18 protein-coding genes are annotated in these 17,684 nt (G+C 72.3%); 16 read left to right on the top strand and 2 right to left on the bottom strand.

Annotation, left to right across the window (positions count from 1 at the left end; genetic code table 11):
• Positions 1-8 precede the first annotated feature (8 nt).
• The 5 genes from TR50_RS11340 (at position 9) to TR50_RS11320 (ending at position 4,185) form a co-directional block, all read left to right on the top strand.
• A complete protein-coding gene (locus tag TR50_RS11340; protein WP_042418674.1) occupies positions 9-1,190 on the top strand; it encodes a glutathionylspermidine synthase family protein in 1,182 nt (393 codons plus the stop codon).
• A gap of 89 nt (positions 1,191-1,279) precedes the next feature.
• Complete coding sequence (locus TR50_RS11335; protein WP_042418671.1) at positions 1,280-2,272, top strand: DUF2510 domain-containing protein; 993 nt, start codon at positions 1,280-1,282, stop codon at positions 2,270-2,272.
• Between the two features lie 185 nt (positions 2,273-2,457).
• A complete protein-coding gene (locus TR50_RS11330; protein ID WP_042418668.1) occupies positions 2,458-2,883 on the top strand; it encodes a DUF7144 family membrane protein in 426 nt (141 codons plus the stop codon).
• A gap of 43 nt (positions 2,884-2,926) precedes the next feature.
• The gene (locus tag TR50_RS11325; RefSeq protein WP_042418665.1) at positions 2,927-3,667 is read left to right on the top strand and encodes an SseB family protein; all 741 of its coding nucleotides are present in this window, start codon (positions 2,927-2,929) and stop codon (positions 3,665-3,667) included.
• Positions 3,668-3,780: 113 nt separating this feature from the next.
• Entirely contained in the window at positions 3,781-4,185 is a 405-nt protein-coding gene (locus tag TR50_RS11320; protein WP_042418662.1) for a nuclear transport factor 2 family protein, read from the top strand.
• On the opposite strand, the gene TR50_RS11315 is transcribed toward TR50_RS11320, so the two are convergent.
• Complete coding sequence (locus TR50_RS11315) at positions 4,182-4,544, bottom strand: DUF1844 domain-containing protein (RefSeq protein ID WP_042418657.1); 363 nt, start codon at positions 4,542-4,544, stop codon at positions 4,182-4,184. The genes TR50_RS11320 and TR50_RS11315 overlap by 4 nt on opposite strands.
• 331 nt (positions 4,545-4,875) lie before the next feature.
• Here TR50_RS11315 and infC point away from each other — a divergent pair, with 331 nt between their 5' ends.
• From infC to TR50_RS11260, 11 genes are all read left to right on the top strand, one after another.
• Entirely contained in the window at positions 4,876-5,685 is an 810-nt protein-coding gene (infC, locus tag TR50_RS11310; protein ID WP_084700109.1) for a translation initiation factor IF-3, read from the top strand.
• A gap of 133 nt (positions 5,686-5,818) precedes the next feature.
• On the top strand, positions 5,819-6,013 hold the full coding sequence (gene rpmI, locus TR50_RS11305) for a 50S ribosomal protein L35 (RefSeq protein WP_042364316.1): 195 nt from the start codon (positions 5,819-5,821) through the stop codon (positions 6,011-6,013).
• A 91-nt stretch (positions 6,014-6,104) separates the two neighbouring features.
• Positions 6,105-6,497: a 50S ribosomal protein L20 gene (gene rplT / locus TR50_RS11300; RefSeq protein WP_042418653.1), complete on the top strand. Its 393-nt coding sequence runs from the start codon at positions 6,105-6,107 to the stop codon at positions 6,495-6,497.
• Positions 6,498-6,627: 130 nt separating this feature from the next.
• The gene (locus TR50_RS11295; protein ID WP_042418935.1) at positions 6,628-7,494 is read left to right on the top strand and encodes a TrmH family RNA methyltransferase; all 867 of its coding nucleotides are present in this window, start codon (positions 6,628-6,630) and stop codon (positions 7,492-7,494) included.
• Positions 7,495-7,558: 64 nt separating this feature from the next.
• Entirely contained in the window at positions 7,559-8,674 is a 1,116-nt protein-coding gene (locus TR50_RS11290) for a sensor histidine kinase (protein WP_042418651.1), read from the top strand.
• A gap of 137 nt (positions 8,675-8,811) precedes the next feature.
• Positions 8,812-9,921 (top strand): phenylalanine--tRNA ligase subunit alpha, encoded by a 1,110-nt coding sequence (gene pheS / locus TR50_RS11285; RefSeq protein ID WP_042418649.1) that lies wholly within the window; start codon positions 8,812-8,814, stop codon positions 9,919-9,921.
• Positions 9,921-12,440, top strand: a complete 2,520-nt coding sequence (gene pheT / locus TR50_RS11280) for a phenylalanine--tRNA ligase subunit beta (protein ID WP_042418648.1) — start codon at positions 9,921-9,923, stop codon at positions 12,438-12,440. The genes pheS and pheT overlap by 1 nt, the downstream gene beginning before the upstream one ends.
• Positions 12,441-12,680: 240 nt before the next feature.
• Complete coding sequence (locus TR50_RS11275) at positions 12,681-13,139, top strand: MarR family winged helix-turn-helix transcriptional regulator (protein WP_042418645.1); 459 nt, start codon at positions 12,681-12,683, stop codon at positions 13,137-13,139.
• A gap of 61 nt (positions 13,140-13,200) precedes the next feature.
• Positions 13,201-14,067 carry a HipA family kinase gene (locus tag TR50_RS11270; protein WP_042418642.1) on the top strand — a complete coding sequence of 289 codons (867 nt, stop codon included), beginning with the start codon at positions 13,201-13,203 and terminating at the stop codon, positions 14,065-14,067.
• 498 nt (positions 14,068-14,565) lie between these two features.
• Positions 14,566-15,558, top strand: coding sequence for a 2-dehydropantoate 2-reductase (locus TR50_RS11265; protein WP_042418638.1), 993 nt, complete (start codon positions 14,566-14,568; stop codon positions 15,556-15,558).
• Positions 15,559-15,682: 124 nt separating this feature from the next.
• Entirely contained in the window at positions 15,683-16,510 is an 828-nt protein-coding gene (locus tag TR50_RS11260; RefSeq protein ID WP_084700107.1) for a class I SAM-dependent methyltransferase, read from the top strand.
• 411 nt (positions 16,511-16,921) lie between these two features.
• Here TR50_RS11260 and TR50_RS11255 read toward each other — a convergent pair whose 3' ends face one another.
• Positions 16,922-17,656, bottom strand: a complete 735-nt coding sequence (locus TR50_RS11255) for a DUF7873 family protein (protein ID WP_042418634.1) — start codon at positions 17,654-17,656, stop codon at positions 16,922-16,924.
• Positions 17,657-17,684: the final 28 nt, after the last annotated feature.

Below are 17,684 nucleotides of genomic sequence, written 5' to 3'. Positions count from 1 at the left end.
CGGCCGTCATGCAGCGTCACGTGATCGACCCCCGCCCGGACTGGCAGCGGATCGTCGAGGAGCAGGGCCTCGTCTACCCGCTCACCCGTTACCCCGACGACAGCCTGCGCCCGTACTGGGACGAGTCCGCGTACTACTCCTTCTCCCTCGGCGAGGTCGAGGCGATGGAGGAGACCGTCGCCGAACTGCACGAGCTGTGCCTCCAGGCCGCCGAGCACATCGTCGCGAACAACCGGTTCCGCGAGCTCGGCATCACCGACCCCACCCTGGCGGCCCTGGTGCGCCGCTCGTGGTGGGAGCGCGACCGGCAGCCGAGCCTCTACGGCCGGTTCGACCTGCGCTACGACGGCGCCGGCCCCGCCAAGCTGCTGGAGTACAACGCCGACACCCCGACCAGCCTGCTGGAGGCCGCCGGCCCGCAGTGGTTCTGGATGGAGGAGCGCTTCCCCGGCGCGGACCAGTGGAACTCGATCCACGAGCGCCTCGTCGACGCCTGGCGCCGCCAGGCCCACCTGCTCGCGCCCGGTCCGGTGCACTTCGCCCACTCGCGCGTCGACGTCCTCGGCGAGGACCAGCTGACCACGGCCTACCTGCTGGAGACCGCCCAGCAGGCCGGGCTGACGACCGTCCCCATCGCCATGGAGGACATCGGCTGGGACTCGCTCTCCCGGCGCTTCGTCGACGAGCAACTGCGCTTCATGCGCACGGTCTTCAAGCTCTACCCGTGGGAGTGGCTGGCGGGCGACGCCTTCGGCGGCCACGTCGTCGACACCGCCGACCTCGGCGGCGGCGCGGGCGGCACCTGCTGGATCGAGCCGCCGTGGAAGATGCTGCTCTCCAACAAGGCGCTGCTGGCGATCCTGTGGGAGCTCAACCCCGGCCACCCGAACCTGCTGCCCGCCCGCCTCGACGGTCCCGGCGAGCTGGTCCGCCACGTCGCCAAGCCGCTGCTGGGCCGCGAGGGCGCGGGCGTGCTGATCACCGACGGGACCGGTCCGGGGCCACAGCCGGAGGCGGGGGAGCGCTACTGCTGGCAGGAGTTCGCGCCGCTGCCCGACTTCGACGGCAACCGCACCGTGCTCGGCGCCTGGGTCGTCGACGGCGAGCCGGCGGGGCTGGGCATCCGCGAGTCGGCCGGGCTGATCACGGACGAGTACGCGCGCTTCGTCCCGCACGTGATCCTGGACTGACTCGATTCCGGACCGACTCGACCGACATCACCCGAACCGACAGCGCAGGCTGATCGGATGCTTATCGCGTTCCGGGTACGGTGCCGGATGTGAGTGAGACTGCGCCCCCGCCCGCGGGCTGGTACCCGGACCCCAAGCCCGCCGACTCGGACAATCCGGGCGAACGCTGGTGGAACGGTTCTGAATGGACCGTCAGCACCCGAGCCGCCGACACCCCGGTGTTCATCTCCGGCGAGCCTCCGGCCGCCAAGCGCGTCCGCCGCCCCGGCCCGCTGCTGGTCGGCGCGGTGGCGGCGGTCGTCGGCATGGGCGTCGGCTCACTCGTCACCTACTTCGCGATGGACGGCAACGGCCAGAGCAGCACCGCCGCGAGCACCCGCCCGTTCGCCGGTGGCGGTCAGAACGGCGGCGGAGGGCAGAACGGCGGCGACGGGCTGAACCCCTTCGGCGGCGGCAACGGCGGCAACGGCGGCTCGAACGGCGGCGGCAACCAGAACCAGAACGGCGGCGGAGGCCGGAGCGGCGGCGGCTCGGGCTCCGGCTCCGGGGCCAACCTCGCGGTGGACGTCGTCGACGGCATCAGCATCCCGCTCCCGAGCGGCTGGACCGGCGGCACCACCACCGACGGTTTCGCCTCCGGCTCCTACGGCAGCTACACCTGCGCCGGCTCCAGCGGCAGCTCGGGCAACACCTGCTCGTACGCGGGCGCCAACACCGAGGCCCTGAAGACCCCCGTGAGCACCGGCGCGCAGGCTGCGGCCGAGCAGGACATCACCGCGGCCGTCAAGGAGTCCTACGGCGACGTGACCGGCCACCAGGTCCTGGAGCAGAAGGCCGTCACGGTGGCGGGCCGCTCGGGCTACCTGGTCCGCTGGCAGGTCGACGCCAAGGTCGGCAACAACGGCACGGTGGAGACGGTCGTCTTCCCCGACAAGGCGGGCGACAAGCTGATCGCCCTGCACCTCGGCTTCGACATCGCGAGCAAGGCGCCGAGCGTCTCGGTCATGGACCAGATCGTCTCCGGTGTCGCCGACTTCTCCGGCGGCTCCCTCGGCGGCGGGCAGGCCCCCGGCACCAGCTGAACCCCCCTCCGGACCAGGCGGGCGGGTCCACCCGGACAGCCCGCCTGGCTGGCGGGGCCGAGGTGACCGCCGGAGGCTGGCAGGTGCGCGCGCCGTTCGGAGGCCGACGCGTGGCGTGACACCGCCGTCCGCGATTCGGCGGGGCCGGTCGTGCGCGTCGCGGTACCTCACCGAGGAGGTTCACGATGGCAGCCACATCCAGCGAGGCGGGATCCAGGCCCTCCGGTCGTGGGGGCGGCGGGGCCGCGGCGGCGTACTTCTTCGCCGGGGTCCTGCTCCTGATCAACGGGATCCTGGGCATCCTGCAGGGTGCCAGCGCCGTCTCCAAGGACAAGGTCTACCTCGCCACGGCCCGCTACCTCTACCAGTTCGACCTGACCGGCTGGGGCTGGGTGCAGATCGGCCTCGGCATCGCCGCATCCCTGGTCGGCGCGGGACTCCTGGCCCACCAGGGGTGGGCCCGCTGGGCGGGCGTCGTCATCGCCGCGCTCAGCCTGGTCGGCCAGTTCCTGTGGCTTCCGTACTACCCGTTCTGGGCCATCGTCGTGATGGGGATCGACCTCTTCATCATCTGGGGCCTGACCAGGCCCACCCCGTACCGGGACTTCTGACCCGACGCCGGGTGCCGCCGCGCGCGTCGCGTAGGCTCGCGGGGTGCAGCGCAAGAACATCCCTGACCCGGGGTTCGCGGGTGACGACGGATCGGCAGACCCTCAGCTGGCGGCGGCGCTCGCGGCGTACGCGTCCGAGCGGACGCCCGAGCACGAGGAGCGGGTGCTGGCGCTGCTCGCGACCGCGCGGCTGATGGTCCCCATCGTCGCCGTCCTCGGCGAGGTCGAGACGGACGAGCACGGCCACAAGCACGAGAAGACCAGCGACATGGCCGTCCCCACGATCCAGGCCCCGGACGGCCGCAAGGGGCTTCCCGCGTTCACCTCCCTGGCGGCGCTGGCCGCGTGGCGCGCGGACGCGCGCCCCGCGCCCGTCCCCGCGTCCCAGGCCGTCCAGGCGGCCTGGTCCGAGCAGGCGGACGCCCTGCTGATCGACCTGGCGGGCCCGGTCTTCTTCGAACTGAGCGGCGCGGCGCTGCGCGCGGTCGCGGAGGGTCGCGCCCACGTCGCCGCGCTGCGCGACCCGGACGTCGCGGACGAACTGCGCGCGATCCTCGGCGGACACCCGGTGGTCCTGCGCGCCCACCTGCTCGCCGGCGGCCAGGCCGACGCCCAGTTGGTCCTCATCGTCGCCCCGGACGCCGCGCCGGACGCCCTTCAGGCGGTGGCCGCAGGCCTCGCCGAGAGCGCGCTGCTGCGGATCCGTCTCGACCGGGGCCTCGACCTGGCGGTCGTCGTCCCCGGCGGCAACGAACCGGCGGACCCCTTCTACACGCGGGCCTGAGGCGCCGGTCAGCCGGATCCACCTGCGGACCCGGATCCACTTGCGGGCGGGGGCTCGCGGTCCGAGCGTGGAGGCAGGCGCCGAGCCGCGTCGCCCGCCGAAGGGACCATGCGATGGATGCCGACAGACGGATCAGGTCCGCCATCGAGGAACACTGGCAGGCCTCGGAACGCGGGGACACGGAGTCCGAGCACGCCGTCTACGCCACGGACGCGATCCTCGACTATCCCCAGTCGGGTGAGCGGTTCCGCGGCCGCGCGGCGATCGCGGCGCAACGCGGTGGGCACCCCGCCGCCCGGCACTTCACCGTCCAGCGGATCAGCGGCGGCGGGCGTCTGTGGGTGAGCGAGTGCGTCATCACCTACGACGGGGTGCCCACCTACTCCGTGAGCATCATGGAGTTCGCCCACGGGCAGGTCGTGCACGAGACGCAGTACTTCCCGGAGGGCTTCGGCGCGCCGGAATGGCGGAGGGCGCTCGCGGAGCCGATGCCCGGGCGGGACATCGCCGTGGCCTAGCCGTAGACCGGCCCGGTGAACTTCTCGCCCGGACCCGCGCCCGGGGCGTCCGGGACCAGGGACGCCTCACGGAAGGCCAACTGGAGGGACTTCAGGCCGTCCCGCAGCGGGGCCGCGTGGAAGTTGCTGATCTCCGGCGCGCCGGCGGTCACCAGGCCCGCCAGGGCCGTGATCAGCTTGCGGGCCTCGTCGAGGTCCTTGTGCGCTTCGCCGCCCTCCGCGAGGCCCAGGTTCACCGCCGCCGCGCTCATCAGGTGGACGGCGACGGTCGTGATGACCTCGACCGCGGGGACATCGGCGATGTCGCGGGTCAGGTCGTCGAAGTCGGGGGACTGGGAGGAGGGGGTAGCGTCGCTCATGGGCCTCAGTCTGCCGGAACCACCCCCGCGAGCGGGAATTCTGCGGTATCGCGTGACGCTGCTATGCTTGCAGACTGAGACCGGCCAGGTACCGCTCCGCCGCTACGGCTGACGCAGTCCCGGCCCGCAAGTGGAGGCTCCGACTTCCCACCCGCATCGACCTCGCGGTCGTCGGGTCAATGGTCCAGACGATGTGGTTCGTCGTTGCCGCTGTCGTGGCAGCCGTTCCGCACCGTCGGTTGTGCCATGGAGCTCCGCCTGCGCGTCATGCGGGGCTTTTTTCGTGCCCGCGGTGCACTGTCAACAGGTACCGCGGCACGAATGAAGCTCTGTGTGGCGGTACCCAGCCAGCGAACGCGGCTGCCGCCCGGCAGGCCGCGGGTGCAACCGAGGAGGATCCATCAGCACCGAGCCCCGCATCAACGACCGGATTCGCGTCCCCGAGGTGCGACTCGTCGGTCCTAGCGGCGAGCAGGTCGGCATTGTGCCGCTTGCCAAGGCGCTTGAGCTCGCGCAGGAGTACGACCTCGACCTGGTCGAGGTCGCTGCCACCGCACGCCCGCCGGTGTGCAAGCTCATGGACTACGGCAAGTTCAAGTACGAGTCGGCCATGAAGGCCCGTGAGGCGCGCAAGAACCAGGCGCACACGGTGATCAAGGAGATGAAGCTCCGGCCGAAGATCGACCCGCACGACTACGAGACCAAGAAGGGTCACGTCGTTCGGTTCCTCAAGCAGGGCGACAAGGTCAAGATCACGATCATGTTCCGTGGCCGTGAGCAGTCCCGCCCCGAGCTGGGCTTCCGACTGCTGCAGCGTCTGGCGGAGGACGTCCAGGATCTCGGCTTCGTCGAGTCCTCGCCGAAGCAGGACGGCCGCAACATGATCATGGTTCTCGGTCCGCACAAGAAGAAGACCGAAGCCATGGCCGAGGCCCGCGAGGCCCAGGCCGCCCGCAAGGCCGCGGCGCAGGCGGGGGTCACCCCGCGTCGCCAGGGCGGAGCGGACGAGGTCGACGATGTGACCGACGAGGTCGACGACGTGACCGACGAGGCCGTCGAGGCACCGGTGGAGGAGCAGCCCGAGGCTGCGGACGACACCGAGACGCCGGCCCCGGCCGGCACGGAGGCCGCGGCCGGCTGATCGCCGGACGCGCCTGCACCACCCGGCTCTCCGAGTTCCCACCCGGAGAGTCCCTGTCAGAAACGAAGCGCTCCCGCTCGGCCCGCCGCACGGCGGACGGGCGGGAGCGGACCGACGAGGAGAGTACGGCGACATGCCGAAGAACAAGACGCACTCCGGTGCCAGCAAGCGCTTCAAGCTCACCGGCTCCGGCAAGGTCCTGCGCCAGCGCGCCGGTCGCCGTCACCTGCTCGAGCACAAGTCGTCGACGCTGACCCGCCGTCTGGCCGGCACCGTCGAGGCTGCCCCCGCCGACGCGAAGAAGATCAAGAAGCTTCTCGGCAAGTGATCGCCGCCCTTCGGGGCTCGCTGATCCTTTCGACCACATTCGTAACCGGGCCGTGTGACTACCACCGCGGTCCCTTTGAAGGAGTAATAACGTGGCACGCGTCAAGCGGGCAGTGAACGCCCACAAGAAGCGCCGGGTCATCCTGGAGATGGCGAGCGGCTACCGTGGCCAGCGCTCGCGCCTGTACCGCAAGGCGAAGGAGCAGGTCACCCACTCGTTCGTCTACAACTACAACGACCGCAAGAAGCGCAAGGGCGACTTCCGTCAGCTCTGGATCCAGCGCATCAACGCGGCCGCCCGCGCGAACGGCATGACCTACAACCGCCTGATCCAGGGTCTGAAGGCTGCCAACATCGAGATCGACCGCAAGATGCTGGCCGAGCTGGCCGTCAACGACTCCGCCGCGTTCGAGGCGCTGGTCGAGGCCGCCCGCAAGGCGCTGCCGGCCGACGTCAACGCGCCGAAGGCCGACGCCGCCGCCTGAGCTGCCGCGGTAGCGCAGTAGCACCTCCCACCCGCAGGGTGGAAGCAACCGGGCCCGCAGGGGGAGACCTCCTGCGGGCCCGACCCGTTCCGCGCCTCTCACGGCTGCTCCTGGAGTGATGATCACCGCGATGTCCCTGCCGCACCCGTCGTCCCAGCCCGAGCTCACCTCGCTGCGCTCGCCCCGGGTCAACGCCGCCCGGCGGCTCTCCCGCCGAGCCCAGCGCGGCAAGGAGCGACGCTTCCTGGCCGAGGGCCCGCAGGCCGTCCGCGAGGCCGTGGACTTCGGCACGCTCCCGGACGGCAGCCACTCCGTCGTGGAGATCTACACCACCCTCGAGGCGGCCGAGCGCCACGCCGACGTCCTCTCCCGGGCCCGGGCCGAGCGGGTGCCGGTGCTGACCGCGACCGACGAGGTCATCGCCGCCGTCTGCGACACGGTGACGCCGCAGGGCATCGTCGCCGTCTGCCGCTTCGTCGACACCTCCTTCGAGGCCGTCCTGGCCGGCAGGCCCAAGCTGGTCGCCCTGCTCGCCAACGTCCGCGACCCCGGCAACGCCGGGACGGTGCTGCGGACCGCCGACGCGGCCGGGGCGGACGCCGTCGTGCTGACCGACGCCTCCGTCGACCTCTACAACCCCAAGGCCGTGCGCGCCTCCGTCGGCAGCCTCTACCACCTGCCGGTGGCCGTCGGCGTGCCCGTCGAGCAGGCCGTCGCCGGACTGCGCGAAGCCGGCATCCGGGTCCTGGCCGCCGACGGCGCGGGGGAGCGCGACCTCGACGCGGAGCTGGACGAGGGCACCCTCGGCGCCCCGACCGCGTGGCTCTTCGGCAACGAGGCGTGGGGCCTGCCCGAGGCCACCCGCAAGCTCGCGGACGAGGTGGTGCGGGTGCCGATCCACGGCCACGCCGAGTCGCTGAACCTCGCCACGGCCGCCGCCGTCTGCCTCTACGCCTCCGCGCGCGCCCAGCGTGCGCCCGGAGGGTGTCGCTCCTGACTGCCGCGGGTAGGGCCGTCTTCGCTAGGGTGACCATCCGGGGGTCGGGGGAGGAGGCGAGACGATGAAGAGTCAGTTCCCGCGGCAGCGTGTCGCGTCCGGAACCTCCTCGTCCGTCTCGCTCGACCCGGACGAGCTGCCCGACGGTCTGCTGGTCGCCGACGAGACCGGCCGCGTGGTCGTCTTCAACCGCGCGGCGGCCCGGGTGACCGGCCTCGCCCCGGACGCGGTCCTCGGCCGCCCGCTGGACGAGGCCCTGCCCCTGGAGGACCTGGAGGGCCGCCGCTGGTGGCAGCTCACCGACCCCTACGGCGGCCTCGACATCCGCACCCGGCAGCCCGAGCGCAACCTGCTGCTGCCCGGCCCCGGCGGCCGGGAGGTCCTGGTCTCGGCCCGCTACGTGCGCGAGGGGTGCGGGCCGGTGCAGCGCGTCGTCGTCGCCCTGCGGGGCACCGAGGCCCGCCGCCGCACCGAGCGCAGCCACGCGGAACTGATCGCCACCGTCGCCCACGAGCTGCGCTCGCCGCTGACCAGTGTCAAGGGCTTCACCGCCACCCTGCTGGCGAAGTGGGAGCGGTTCACCGAGGACCAGAAGAAGCTGATGCTGGAGACGGTCGACGCGGACGCGAACCGCGTCACCCGCCTGATCGCGGAACTTCTGGACATCTCCCGCATCGACTCCGGCCGCCTGGAGGTGCGGCGTCAGCCGGTCCGCCTGGACACGGCGGTGCGCCGGCACGTCGACGGGCTGGTCGCGGCGGGCGTTCCGGAGGAACGTTTCGCGGTGCGCGTCGGCGAGCCGCTGCCGCAGCTGTGGGCGGACGCGGACAAGATCGACCAGGTGCTCGGCAACCTGCTGGAAAATGCCGTGCGGCACGGCGAGGGCACTGTCACCATCGACGTCGAACCCGCGAAGTCCGAGGAGGCCTCCGGCCGGGTGCGCGAAGGGACGGCGGTGACGGTGAGCGACCAGGGGCCGGGCATCCCCGAGGAGTCGATCCCGCGCGTCTTCACCCGCTTCTGGCGCGGCAGCAAGCGCGGCGGCACGGGCCTGGGCCTCTACATCGTCAAGGGCATCGTCGAAGCGCACGGCGGAACGATCCGCGTCGACCGCGGGCCCGAGGGCGGGGCGAGTTTCCGATTTATTCTGCCGCCCGGGATTCCCGAGGTTCTGGCGTAAGCGCCGGCTTGTCGCGCCACGTGGCGCAGCCGCATGTCAGCACTGCCTCGCGCCCCTGAGGCGGCGAACCGTTTGCCTACGGCAACCCACTAGACTTCATTTTTGGCCGCGCGTCGCCGCAAAACGGGAAGAGAGAGATGTCCGCACCCAACAAGTCGTACGACCCCGTGGAGGTCGAGGCCTTGAAGCCGGAGGAGATCGAGCGCCTTCGCGACGAGGCGATCGCCGCCTTCGCCGCCGCGACCGATCTCGACGCCCTGCACGAGGCGAAGGTCGCACACACCGGTGACCGCTCCCCGCTCGCGCTCGCGAACCGTGAGATCGGCGCCCTGCCGCCCGCCGCGAAGGCGGACGCCGGCAAGCGTGTGGGTGCCGCCCGTGGCGCGGTGAACAAGGCCCTCGCCGGGCGCAAGGTCGAGCTCGAGGCCGAGCGCGACGCGCGCGTGCTGGTCGAGGAGGCCGTGGACGTCACGCTGCCCTACGACCGCGCCCCGCGCGGCGGCCGGCACCCGCTGACGACCTTCGCCGAGCGGCTGATGGACGTCTTCACGGCCATGGGCTACTCCGTCGCCGAGGGCCCCGAGGTCGAGGCCGAGTGGCTGAACTTCGACGCGCTCAACATGGGCCCGGACCACCCGGCGCGCTCCACCCAGGACACCTTCTTCCTCAAGGACGCCGACTCCGTCGTCCTGCGCACGCACACCTCCGGCGTGCAGATCCGCTCGCTGCTGGCCGCCGCCGAGCCGCCGGTCTACGTGATCTGCCCCGGCCGCGTGTTCCGCAGCGACGAGCTGGACGCCACGCACACCCCGGTCTTCAACCAGGTCGAGCTGCTGGCCGTGGACGAGGGCCTGACCATGGCGGACCTCAAGGGCACGCTCGACCACATGGTCCAGTCGCTGTTCGGCGAGGGCATCTCCACCCGCCTGCGACCGAACTACTTCCCCTTCACCGAGCCGTCCGCCGAGATGGACATGGTCTGCTTCGTCTGCCGCGGCGAGTCCGTCGGCAACCCGGACCGTCCCTGCCGGACCTGCTCCTCCGAGGGCTGGATCGAGCTCGGCGGCTGCGGGATGGTCAACCCGCGCGTGCTGGTCGCCTGCGGCATCGACCCCAACAAGTACAGCGGCTTCGCGTTCGGCTTCGGCATCGAGCGCATGCTCATGTTCCGGCACAACGTCGAGGACATGCGAGACATCGTCGAGGGTGACGTGCGCTTCACCCTCCCGTTCGGGATGGAGATCTGATGCGCGTCCCGCTTTCCTGGCTGCGGGAGTACGTCGACCTCCCCGCCGGCGAGACCGGCCGAGACATCCAGGCCAAGCTGATCCGCGCCGGCCTGGAGGTCGAGGGCGTCGAGCTGCTCGGCGCCGACCTCAAGGGCCCGCTGGTGGTCGGCCAGGTCCTCGCGATCGAGGAGCTGACCGAGTTCAAGAAGCCGATCCGCTACTGCCAGGTGGACGTCGGCGACGCGAACGGCACCGGTGAGCCGCAGAACATCGTCTGCGGCGCGCGGAACTTCGCCGTCGGCGACAAGGTCGTCGTGGTGCTGCCCGGCGCCGTGCTGCCCGGTCCGTTCCCGATCGCCGCGCGCCAGACCTACGGCAAGACCTCCGAGGGCATGATCTGCTCGGCCCGCGAGCTGGGCATGGGCGACGACCACGACGGCATCATCGTGCTGCCGCCGGAGTACGAGCCCGGCACCGACGCGATCGAGCTGCTGGAGCTGGTCGACGAGGTGCTGGACATCGCCGTCACCGCCGACCGCGGCTACTGCCTGTCGCTGCGCGGCGTCGCCCGCGAGACGGCCATCGCCTACGACCTGCCGCTGCGCGACCCGGCCCTGATCGACGTGCCGCCGGCCAACTCGTACGGCCCGCCGGTCAAGGTCGAGGACCAGACCGGGTGCGACCGCTTCGTCGCGCGCAGCGTCGTCGGCGTGGACCCGGCGGCGAAGTCGCCGATCTGGATGCAGCGCCGGATCCAGAAGGCGGGCATGCGCCCGATCTCGCTGGCCGTCGACATCACCAACTACGTGATGCTCGAGATGGGTCAGCCGCTGCACGCCTACGACCGGCACCGCATCGACGGCGCGATCACCGTGCGCCGCGCGACGGCGGGCGAGAAGCTGCGCACGCTGGACGGCGTGGAGCGCACCCTCGACGCCGAGGACCTGCTGATCTGCGACGACTCCGGCCCGATCGGCATCGCCGGCGTCATGGGCGGAGCGGGCACCGAGATCGCCGACGCCGCCGTCGACCCGGAGACGGGCGAGGTCACCGGCACCACCGAGATCGTCATCGAGGCCGCGCACTTCACGCCGGTCTCCATCGCCCGCAGCGCGCGTCGCCACAAGCTGCCCTCCGAGGCGGCCAAGCGCTTCGAGCGCGGCGTCGACCCGGAGGCCACCAAGGCCGCCGCGCAGCGTGCGGTGGACCTGCTGGTCCTGGTCGCGGGCGGCACCGCGGAGGCGGGTGTGACGGACATCGTCGCGCCGCGCCCGGTGCACTCCATCGCCATCGCCGCCGATCTTCCGGACCGCGTCGCGGGCCAGGAGTACGGCCGCGAGACCGTCGTCCGCCGCCTCCAGGAGGTCGGCTGCACGGTCGTCGGCACGGACGTGCTGGTCGTCACCCCGCCGACCTGGCGGCCGGACCTGACCGACCCGAACGACCTCTGCGAGGAGGTCATCCGCCTGGAGGGTTACGAGAACCTGCCCTCCACGCTGCCGAACGTCCCGGCAGGCCGCGGCCTGACGGAGGCTCAGCGCCTGCGCCGCCGCATCGGCGTCGCGCTGGCCTCGGCCGGCCAGGTCGAGGTGCAGAACTACCCGTTCATCGGCGAGGCGGTCCTCGACGCCCTCGGCATCGAGGCAGGCGACCCGCGCCGCGAGACGGTGAAGATCGCCAACCCGATCTCGCACGAGGAGCCGTCGCTCCGCACCACGCTGCTGCCGGGCCTGCTCGGCGCGCTGCACCGCAACGTCGGTCGCGGCACCACGGACGTGGCGCTGTTCGAGCTCGGCCGCGTCTTCCGCGTCGACGGCACGGCGGAGACGCTGTACCACGCGCCGCGTCTGCCGGTCGACCGCCGTCCCACCGAGGACGAGATCGCGCAGCTGAACGCGGCCCTGCCGCGTCAGCCGCACCGCGTCGGCGCGGTGTTCGCAGGTCACCGCGACCCGCAGGGCTGGTGGGGCAAGGCACAGGCGTGGAGCTGGGCCGACGCCGTCGAGGCGGCGCGCACCGTCGCGGACGCGGCCGGCGTGGAGCTGACGGTCCGCCAGGACCAGCACACCCCGTGGCACCCGGGCCGCTGCGCCGGCCTGTACGTCGGCGAGGTCCTCGTCGGCCACGCGGGCGAGCTGCACCCGCGCGTCGTCAAGGCCCTGAACCTGCCGGAGCGCACCTGCGCGATGGAGCTGGACCTGGACCTGCTGACGGCGGGCGGCGCGGTCAAGGCCGAGGGCCCGAAGATCTCCACCTTCCCGGTGGCGACCCAGGACGTGGCGCTCGTCGTCGACGACGCGGTCAAGGCCGCCGACGTCGAGGCGGCGCTCCGCGCGGGCGCGGGCGAGCTGCTGGAATCACTGCGGCTGTTCGACGTCTACCGGGGCGAGAGCATCGGCGCGGGCAGGAAGTCCCTGGCCTACGCGCTGCGCTTCCGTGCGGCGGACCGCACCCTGACGGCGGACGAGGCCTCCGCCGCCCGCGAGTCGGCCGTCGCCGAGGCCGCCACCCGCGTGGGCGCGACGCTCCGCGGCTGACACCCGGCACAAGGCCCGCCCCTCCCCCCGCTCCGCGGGCGGAGGGGCGGGCCTTTCCTTTTTTTGCACTCTGAGTTGGTTGCACCCCCAGGGGCGCGGGGAGCTGCGCGAGCAACCACCCCGTGCGGACGGCCCTGCGCGTTCGGGGCTCCGCCTGCGTGGGTGGCTTGTCGCGCCCACGCGGCGGGGCCACAACTTAATCAGTACTTGACTCCTCAAGTTTCTGTTAGCGTTCGGGCCATGCGCGACCCGCTCGACACCGCACTGCGGCTCACCCGCGCGCACGGCGCGCTGGTGCGGCAGCTGGACTCCGTCCTTTCCAACCGGCACGGCGTCAGCTATGCCGACCTCCAGATCCTGCTGCACCTCGGCGCCGCCGAGCGCGGGCGCATGCGGCGGGTGGACCTCGCCGCCGCGCTCGGGTTGACCGCGTCCGGGGTGACCAGGGCGCTGGGGCCGCTGGAGCGGATCGGGTTGGTGGAGCGGGAGAGCGACCCGCGCGACGCGCGGGTCGCGTACGCCGCGCTGACCGGGACCGGCCGGGAACTGCTGGAGGAGATGACCGCCAGCGCGGAGGAGGTGGCCGAGGACTGGTTCACGGCCGCCTGCACCGGGGCCGAGGTGGACACCCTCGGGCGGCTGCTCGCCGGCCTCGGCGGGAGAGGCCGACCGCGCACGACGAGGGCAACCGATGCTTGACTGGGTGGATCTGCTGGTGGGGACGGGTTCATGGCTCTGCGGACGGAGGGAGGCGGAGACGATGGCCGCGCACGGCGAACTCGCCGAGGTGACCGCGCTCGACTACGTCGAGCCGCTGCGCACGGGCGGGTCGCTGCCCGCCGTCGTGGAGACGGACGACTACGGGACGTACGTGGTGAAGTTCCACGCCGCCGCGCAGGGGCGCAAGGCGCTGGTCGCGGAGGTGATCGTCGGGGAGCTGGCGCGCCGGCTGGGCCTGCGCGTGCCGGAGCTGGTGCTGGTCCGGTTCGACCCGGCCGTCGCCGCGCATGAGCCGGACCAGGAGGTCCAGGACCTGCACCGGGCCAGTGAGGGGCTGAACCTCGGCATGGACTACCTGCCCGGGGCCACCGACTTCACGCCCGGCCAGGACGGCGTCGACCTCACCTCCGAGGAGGCGGGCCGCGTGGTCTGGTTCGACGCCCTGGTCGGCAACGTCGACCGGACCGTGCGCAACCCGAACCTGATGGTCTGGCACCGCCGGCTCTGGCTGATCGACCACGGCGCGGCGCTGATCTTCCATCACCGCTGGGAGGGCGCGGACGAGGCGGTGGGCAAGGCGTACGACCTGTCCACGCACGCCCTCGGCGGCTACGCGCCGGACGTGCTCGCCGCCGACGGCGTGCTCGCGCCGCTGGTCACCGAGGCGCTGCTGCGCGAGGTCGTCGCCGAGGTCCCGGACGAGTGGCTGGCGCCCGAGCCCGGCTTCCCGAGCCCCGACGCGCTGCGGGACGCCTACGTGCGGCACCTGGCCGCACGCGTCGCCCGCTCCGAGGAGTGGATCCCGCGCTGCTTCGCCACCCCGGAGGAACTCGCCGCCGCCGAGGCGGCGAAGCGCGCCCGCACCCTGGCCGGCCGCCCGGCCTGGCTGCAGCACGTGCGTGGCTAAGGCTGCGGCGGCTGAGGGTTCGTGCCGGACTGGCCGGACTCTGCCGGAGTGCGGGCGGGGCCTGGCGGCAGCGGGTGTGGGGGTTTCGCTGCGGCCGGTGAGGGTTCGCGTCCCGCCTGGCTGAACTCTGCGGGGGCGCGGGCCGGGCCTGGCGGCAGCGGGTGCGGGGGTTTCACTGCGGCGGCTGAGAGTTCGCGTCCCGCCTGGCTGAACTCTGCCGGAGCGCGGGCCCGGCGCGGCGGCAGCGCGTGCGCGGATAGGGCTGCGGCGGTGACCGGCGTGCCCGCCCGCCCCCGACCCTCTCGGGCGCTGCCCGGCCGGAGGCCCTGCCGTCAGGCGTTCGCCTGTCGGCGGTCACGTGGACGGGACAGTTCCGGCTTCGCGGACCGGACCGTCGCCGACCGGTTGCCGACGCCGTCGCGCTGACGCGCTGGCGCGCGGCCTCCGAGCCCCCCGTTTCCGGGGGAGAGCGTCTGCCGCAGCGGGTAGGTTCACGCCATGCGGATCACAGTGATAGGCGCGGGCGCGATCGGCGGGTTCATCGGAGCGCGGCTGGCCGCCGCCAGTGTGGGGACGGCCGTGAGCGCGGTCGCGCGCGGCGCGACGCACGCGGCGCTGGCGGAGCACGGCTGGCGGGTGCGCGAGGCGGACGGAACGCTGCTGAGCGCGCCGGTCGCCGCGCTCGCCGACTCCGCCGACCCGGCGTCCCTCGCGGCGCTGGGCGAGCAGGACCTGCTGCTGCTCGCCGTGAAGGCGCAGGCGCTGCCCGCCGTGCTGCCGGCGGTGACGCCGCTGCTCGGGCCGGAGACGGTCGTGATCCCGGCGCTCAACGGAGTGCCGTGGTGGTTCTTCGAGGGTTTCGGGGGACCGTGCGAGGGCCGCTCGCTCGACTCCGTCGACCCCGGCGGCCGCACCGCTGCCGCGATCCCGGTGCGGCACGTCGTCGGCAGCGTGGTGCACATGAGCTGCGCCGTGCCCGAGCCCGGCCTGGTCCGGCACGTCGCCGGGACCGGGCTCATCCTCGGCGAGCCGGACCGCACCGCTTCGCAGCGCCTGGCCGCGCTGGTCGAGCTGATGCGCGGCGCCGGACTGGACGCCACCGGGTCCCAGTCCATCCAGGCGGACATCTGGTACAAGCTCTGGGGCAACATGACCACCAACCCGGTCTCCGCGCTGACCCGCGCGACCGCCGACCGGATCATCGACGACGAGCTCGTGCTGGCCTTCTGCCACGCGGCGATGCGCGAGGCCGCCGAGATCGGCGCCCGGATCGGCTGCCCGATCGGCGAGACCCCGGACGACCGCACGGTGGTGACCCGCAAGCTGGGCGCGTTCCGCACCTCGATGCTCCAGGACATGGAGGCCGGACGGGAGCTGGAGCTCGACGCACTGGTCGGCGCGGTGCGCGAGATCGGCCGAGCGGTCGACGTCCCCACACCCACGGTCGACGCGATCCTCGGGCTCACCCGGCTCGCCGCGGCCTGCCGGTGACGCGGCCGGCGGCCCTTCGCCCCGACAGGTCGGAGTTGTGTCAAGATGCCGCCCGGTCAGGCGGCCGGATTGCTACGGTTCTACGGTTGGACCGCCGGTGCCGAGGGTTCGGGTTGGGGACGCGATGAGCGATTACCTGTTGGCTGGTCAGGCTGGTCAGTCCGGTGCGGCTGGTCGAGCCAGGGAGCTGGAGCTTGACCGCCTGCTGCTCCAGTCCGAGGTCTGGGAGCCGGCCGGGCGAAGGCTGTTGGAGCAGATCAGCCCCGACGGCCACGGCCGCCGCGCCCTCGACGTCGGTTGCGGCGCCCTCGGCTGGCTGCGGCTGTTGAGCTCCTGGGCGGGCGAGACCGGTTCGGTGCTGGGCTCCGACATCGACAAGGCGCTGCTGGAACGCGCCGCCGGCGTCGCCGAGCGCGACAAGCTGCTCAACGTGCGGTTGCTGGTGGACGACCTGTTCGTCTCCAGGCTGGAGCGGCACGGCTTCGACCTGGTCCACGCGCGGCTGATGCTGGCTCCGCTGGGACGGGCGGAGGAGCAGCTCAGCAGCCATCTGGCGCTGCTGGCACCGGGCGGTGTGCTCGCGCTGGAGGAGCCGGACTGCCGCACCTGGCGCTTCGAGGCTCCGGCGCCGGCCGCGCAGCGCGTCATCGAACTGCTCGCCCAGGTGTTCCGCACGTCCGGCGGCGACATGGACGCGGGCCGCGCCCTTCCCGAGCTGCTGCACGCGCGCGGTCTCAACCCGCGCGTCCGCACCGAGGTGCTGGAGCTCGCGCCCGGCCACCCCTACCTGCGCATGCCGCTCGACATGGCCGAGGTGCTGCGCGAGCGTCTGGTCGCCTTCACCGATCCCGGCGAGTTGGACGCCCTGCTGGCGGAGGCCGAGACGGAGCTCGCCGCGCCCGAGCGGCGCGGCACGACGTTCACCATGGTCCAGTGCTGGGCCCGGGGCTGAAAAGCGTCAGCGCATCAGTGCATCAGTGAGACCCGGGAGCATATCCGGCTCCCGGGCCTCGTTGTGCCACCTCCGGTGGCGTCGGCACGTTTAAGAGTGCGGGTCATTCTCAGTTCGCCGTGTTCTACCTTTGAACTACCTCCGCACGATGGAGCGGAGAACAGGAGTTGAACCTGCATCCGGCGAGTGCTGCCCGCACTCGGTCGATCCGACGCCGGGTGGCGGATGCTGAGTCTGGAGCGAGAGTCTGAGATTGATCGCGGCGCCTCTACCTTTGTTGGGCTACCCCGGCGCGAAGTGCCGGGGGGAGGACTCGAACCTCCTCTGTACCGCGTTCGTCACGACAAGCTTCAGCTTCAGCTTGCGCTCCTGGCGCACCCCGCCCACTGGGGGCGGGGAGTCTTTTTTGGATTACGCGAAGAGGAACCCGAAGACCGCGTCACCGATCCGCTGGTCCCGCACCTCCGTGCCGTTGGCCTCCTCGCGTGCGAACTTGACCGCCTGCTGGAGCCTCTCGACCCGCTCCAGCAGCTCGTTGACGCGCCGGGCCGGCAGCGCGCCGGAGAACTTCACCGTGGTCCAGTAGCCGATCGTCACATCCTCGGTGTAGACGTCGACCTGGGCCGGGTGCTTCTCGGTGGCCTCCGCCTTCACGTGGTTGCGGTAGACCTTCTTGGTGCGGTTGGTCTTCACCGGCTCCGTGCGCCAGCTGTCCGTGGACTCGTCCTGGCTCCACGACTCGGCGGCGTCCAGCACCGGCAGCTTCTTGACGAAGGTGTGCAGGTCCACCAACTGCTTCTCCAGGAACAGCAGGTAGCTCACCGGCACGTCCGCCAGCAGCACCCGGCCGTCGACCTGCACGTCGGCGCGCGCCTCGCAGTTCGCCCAGTCCTTCGTCGCGGTGACGTCGAACAGGCGGGTCAGCGAGGCCGCCGTGGTGCGCAGCACGTCCTCCGCGTGCACCTGCACCCGCGTCGACTCCGGCGGGAACATCTCGCCCTCCTCGTCGCGCGGCTGGTAGGTCCGGGCGATGCCGGTCAGCAACGTGGCCTTCTGCACGTCGTGATGAGCCTGCGTCAGATCGGCGAACGCCTTCGCCTTGACGCCCTTCTCGACGGCGATGATCTGGTTCAGCTTGGTGGCCATGCGCGGTTCCCCCGTATGTGGTTCATGT

Origin of the sequence: Streptacidiphilus anmyonensis, from assembly GCF_000787855.1 — a bacterium.
GTDB lineage: Bacteria > Actinomycetota > Actinomycetes > Streptomycetales > Streptomycetaceae > Streptacidiphilus > Streptacidiphilus anmyonensis.
This window is presented reverse-complemented; position numbering and strand designations above follow the sequence as displayed.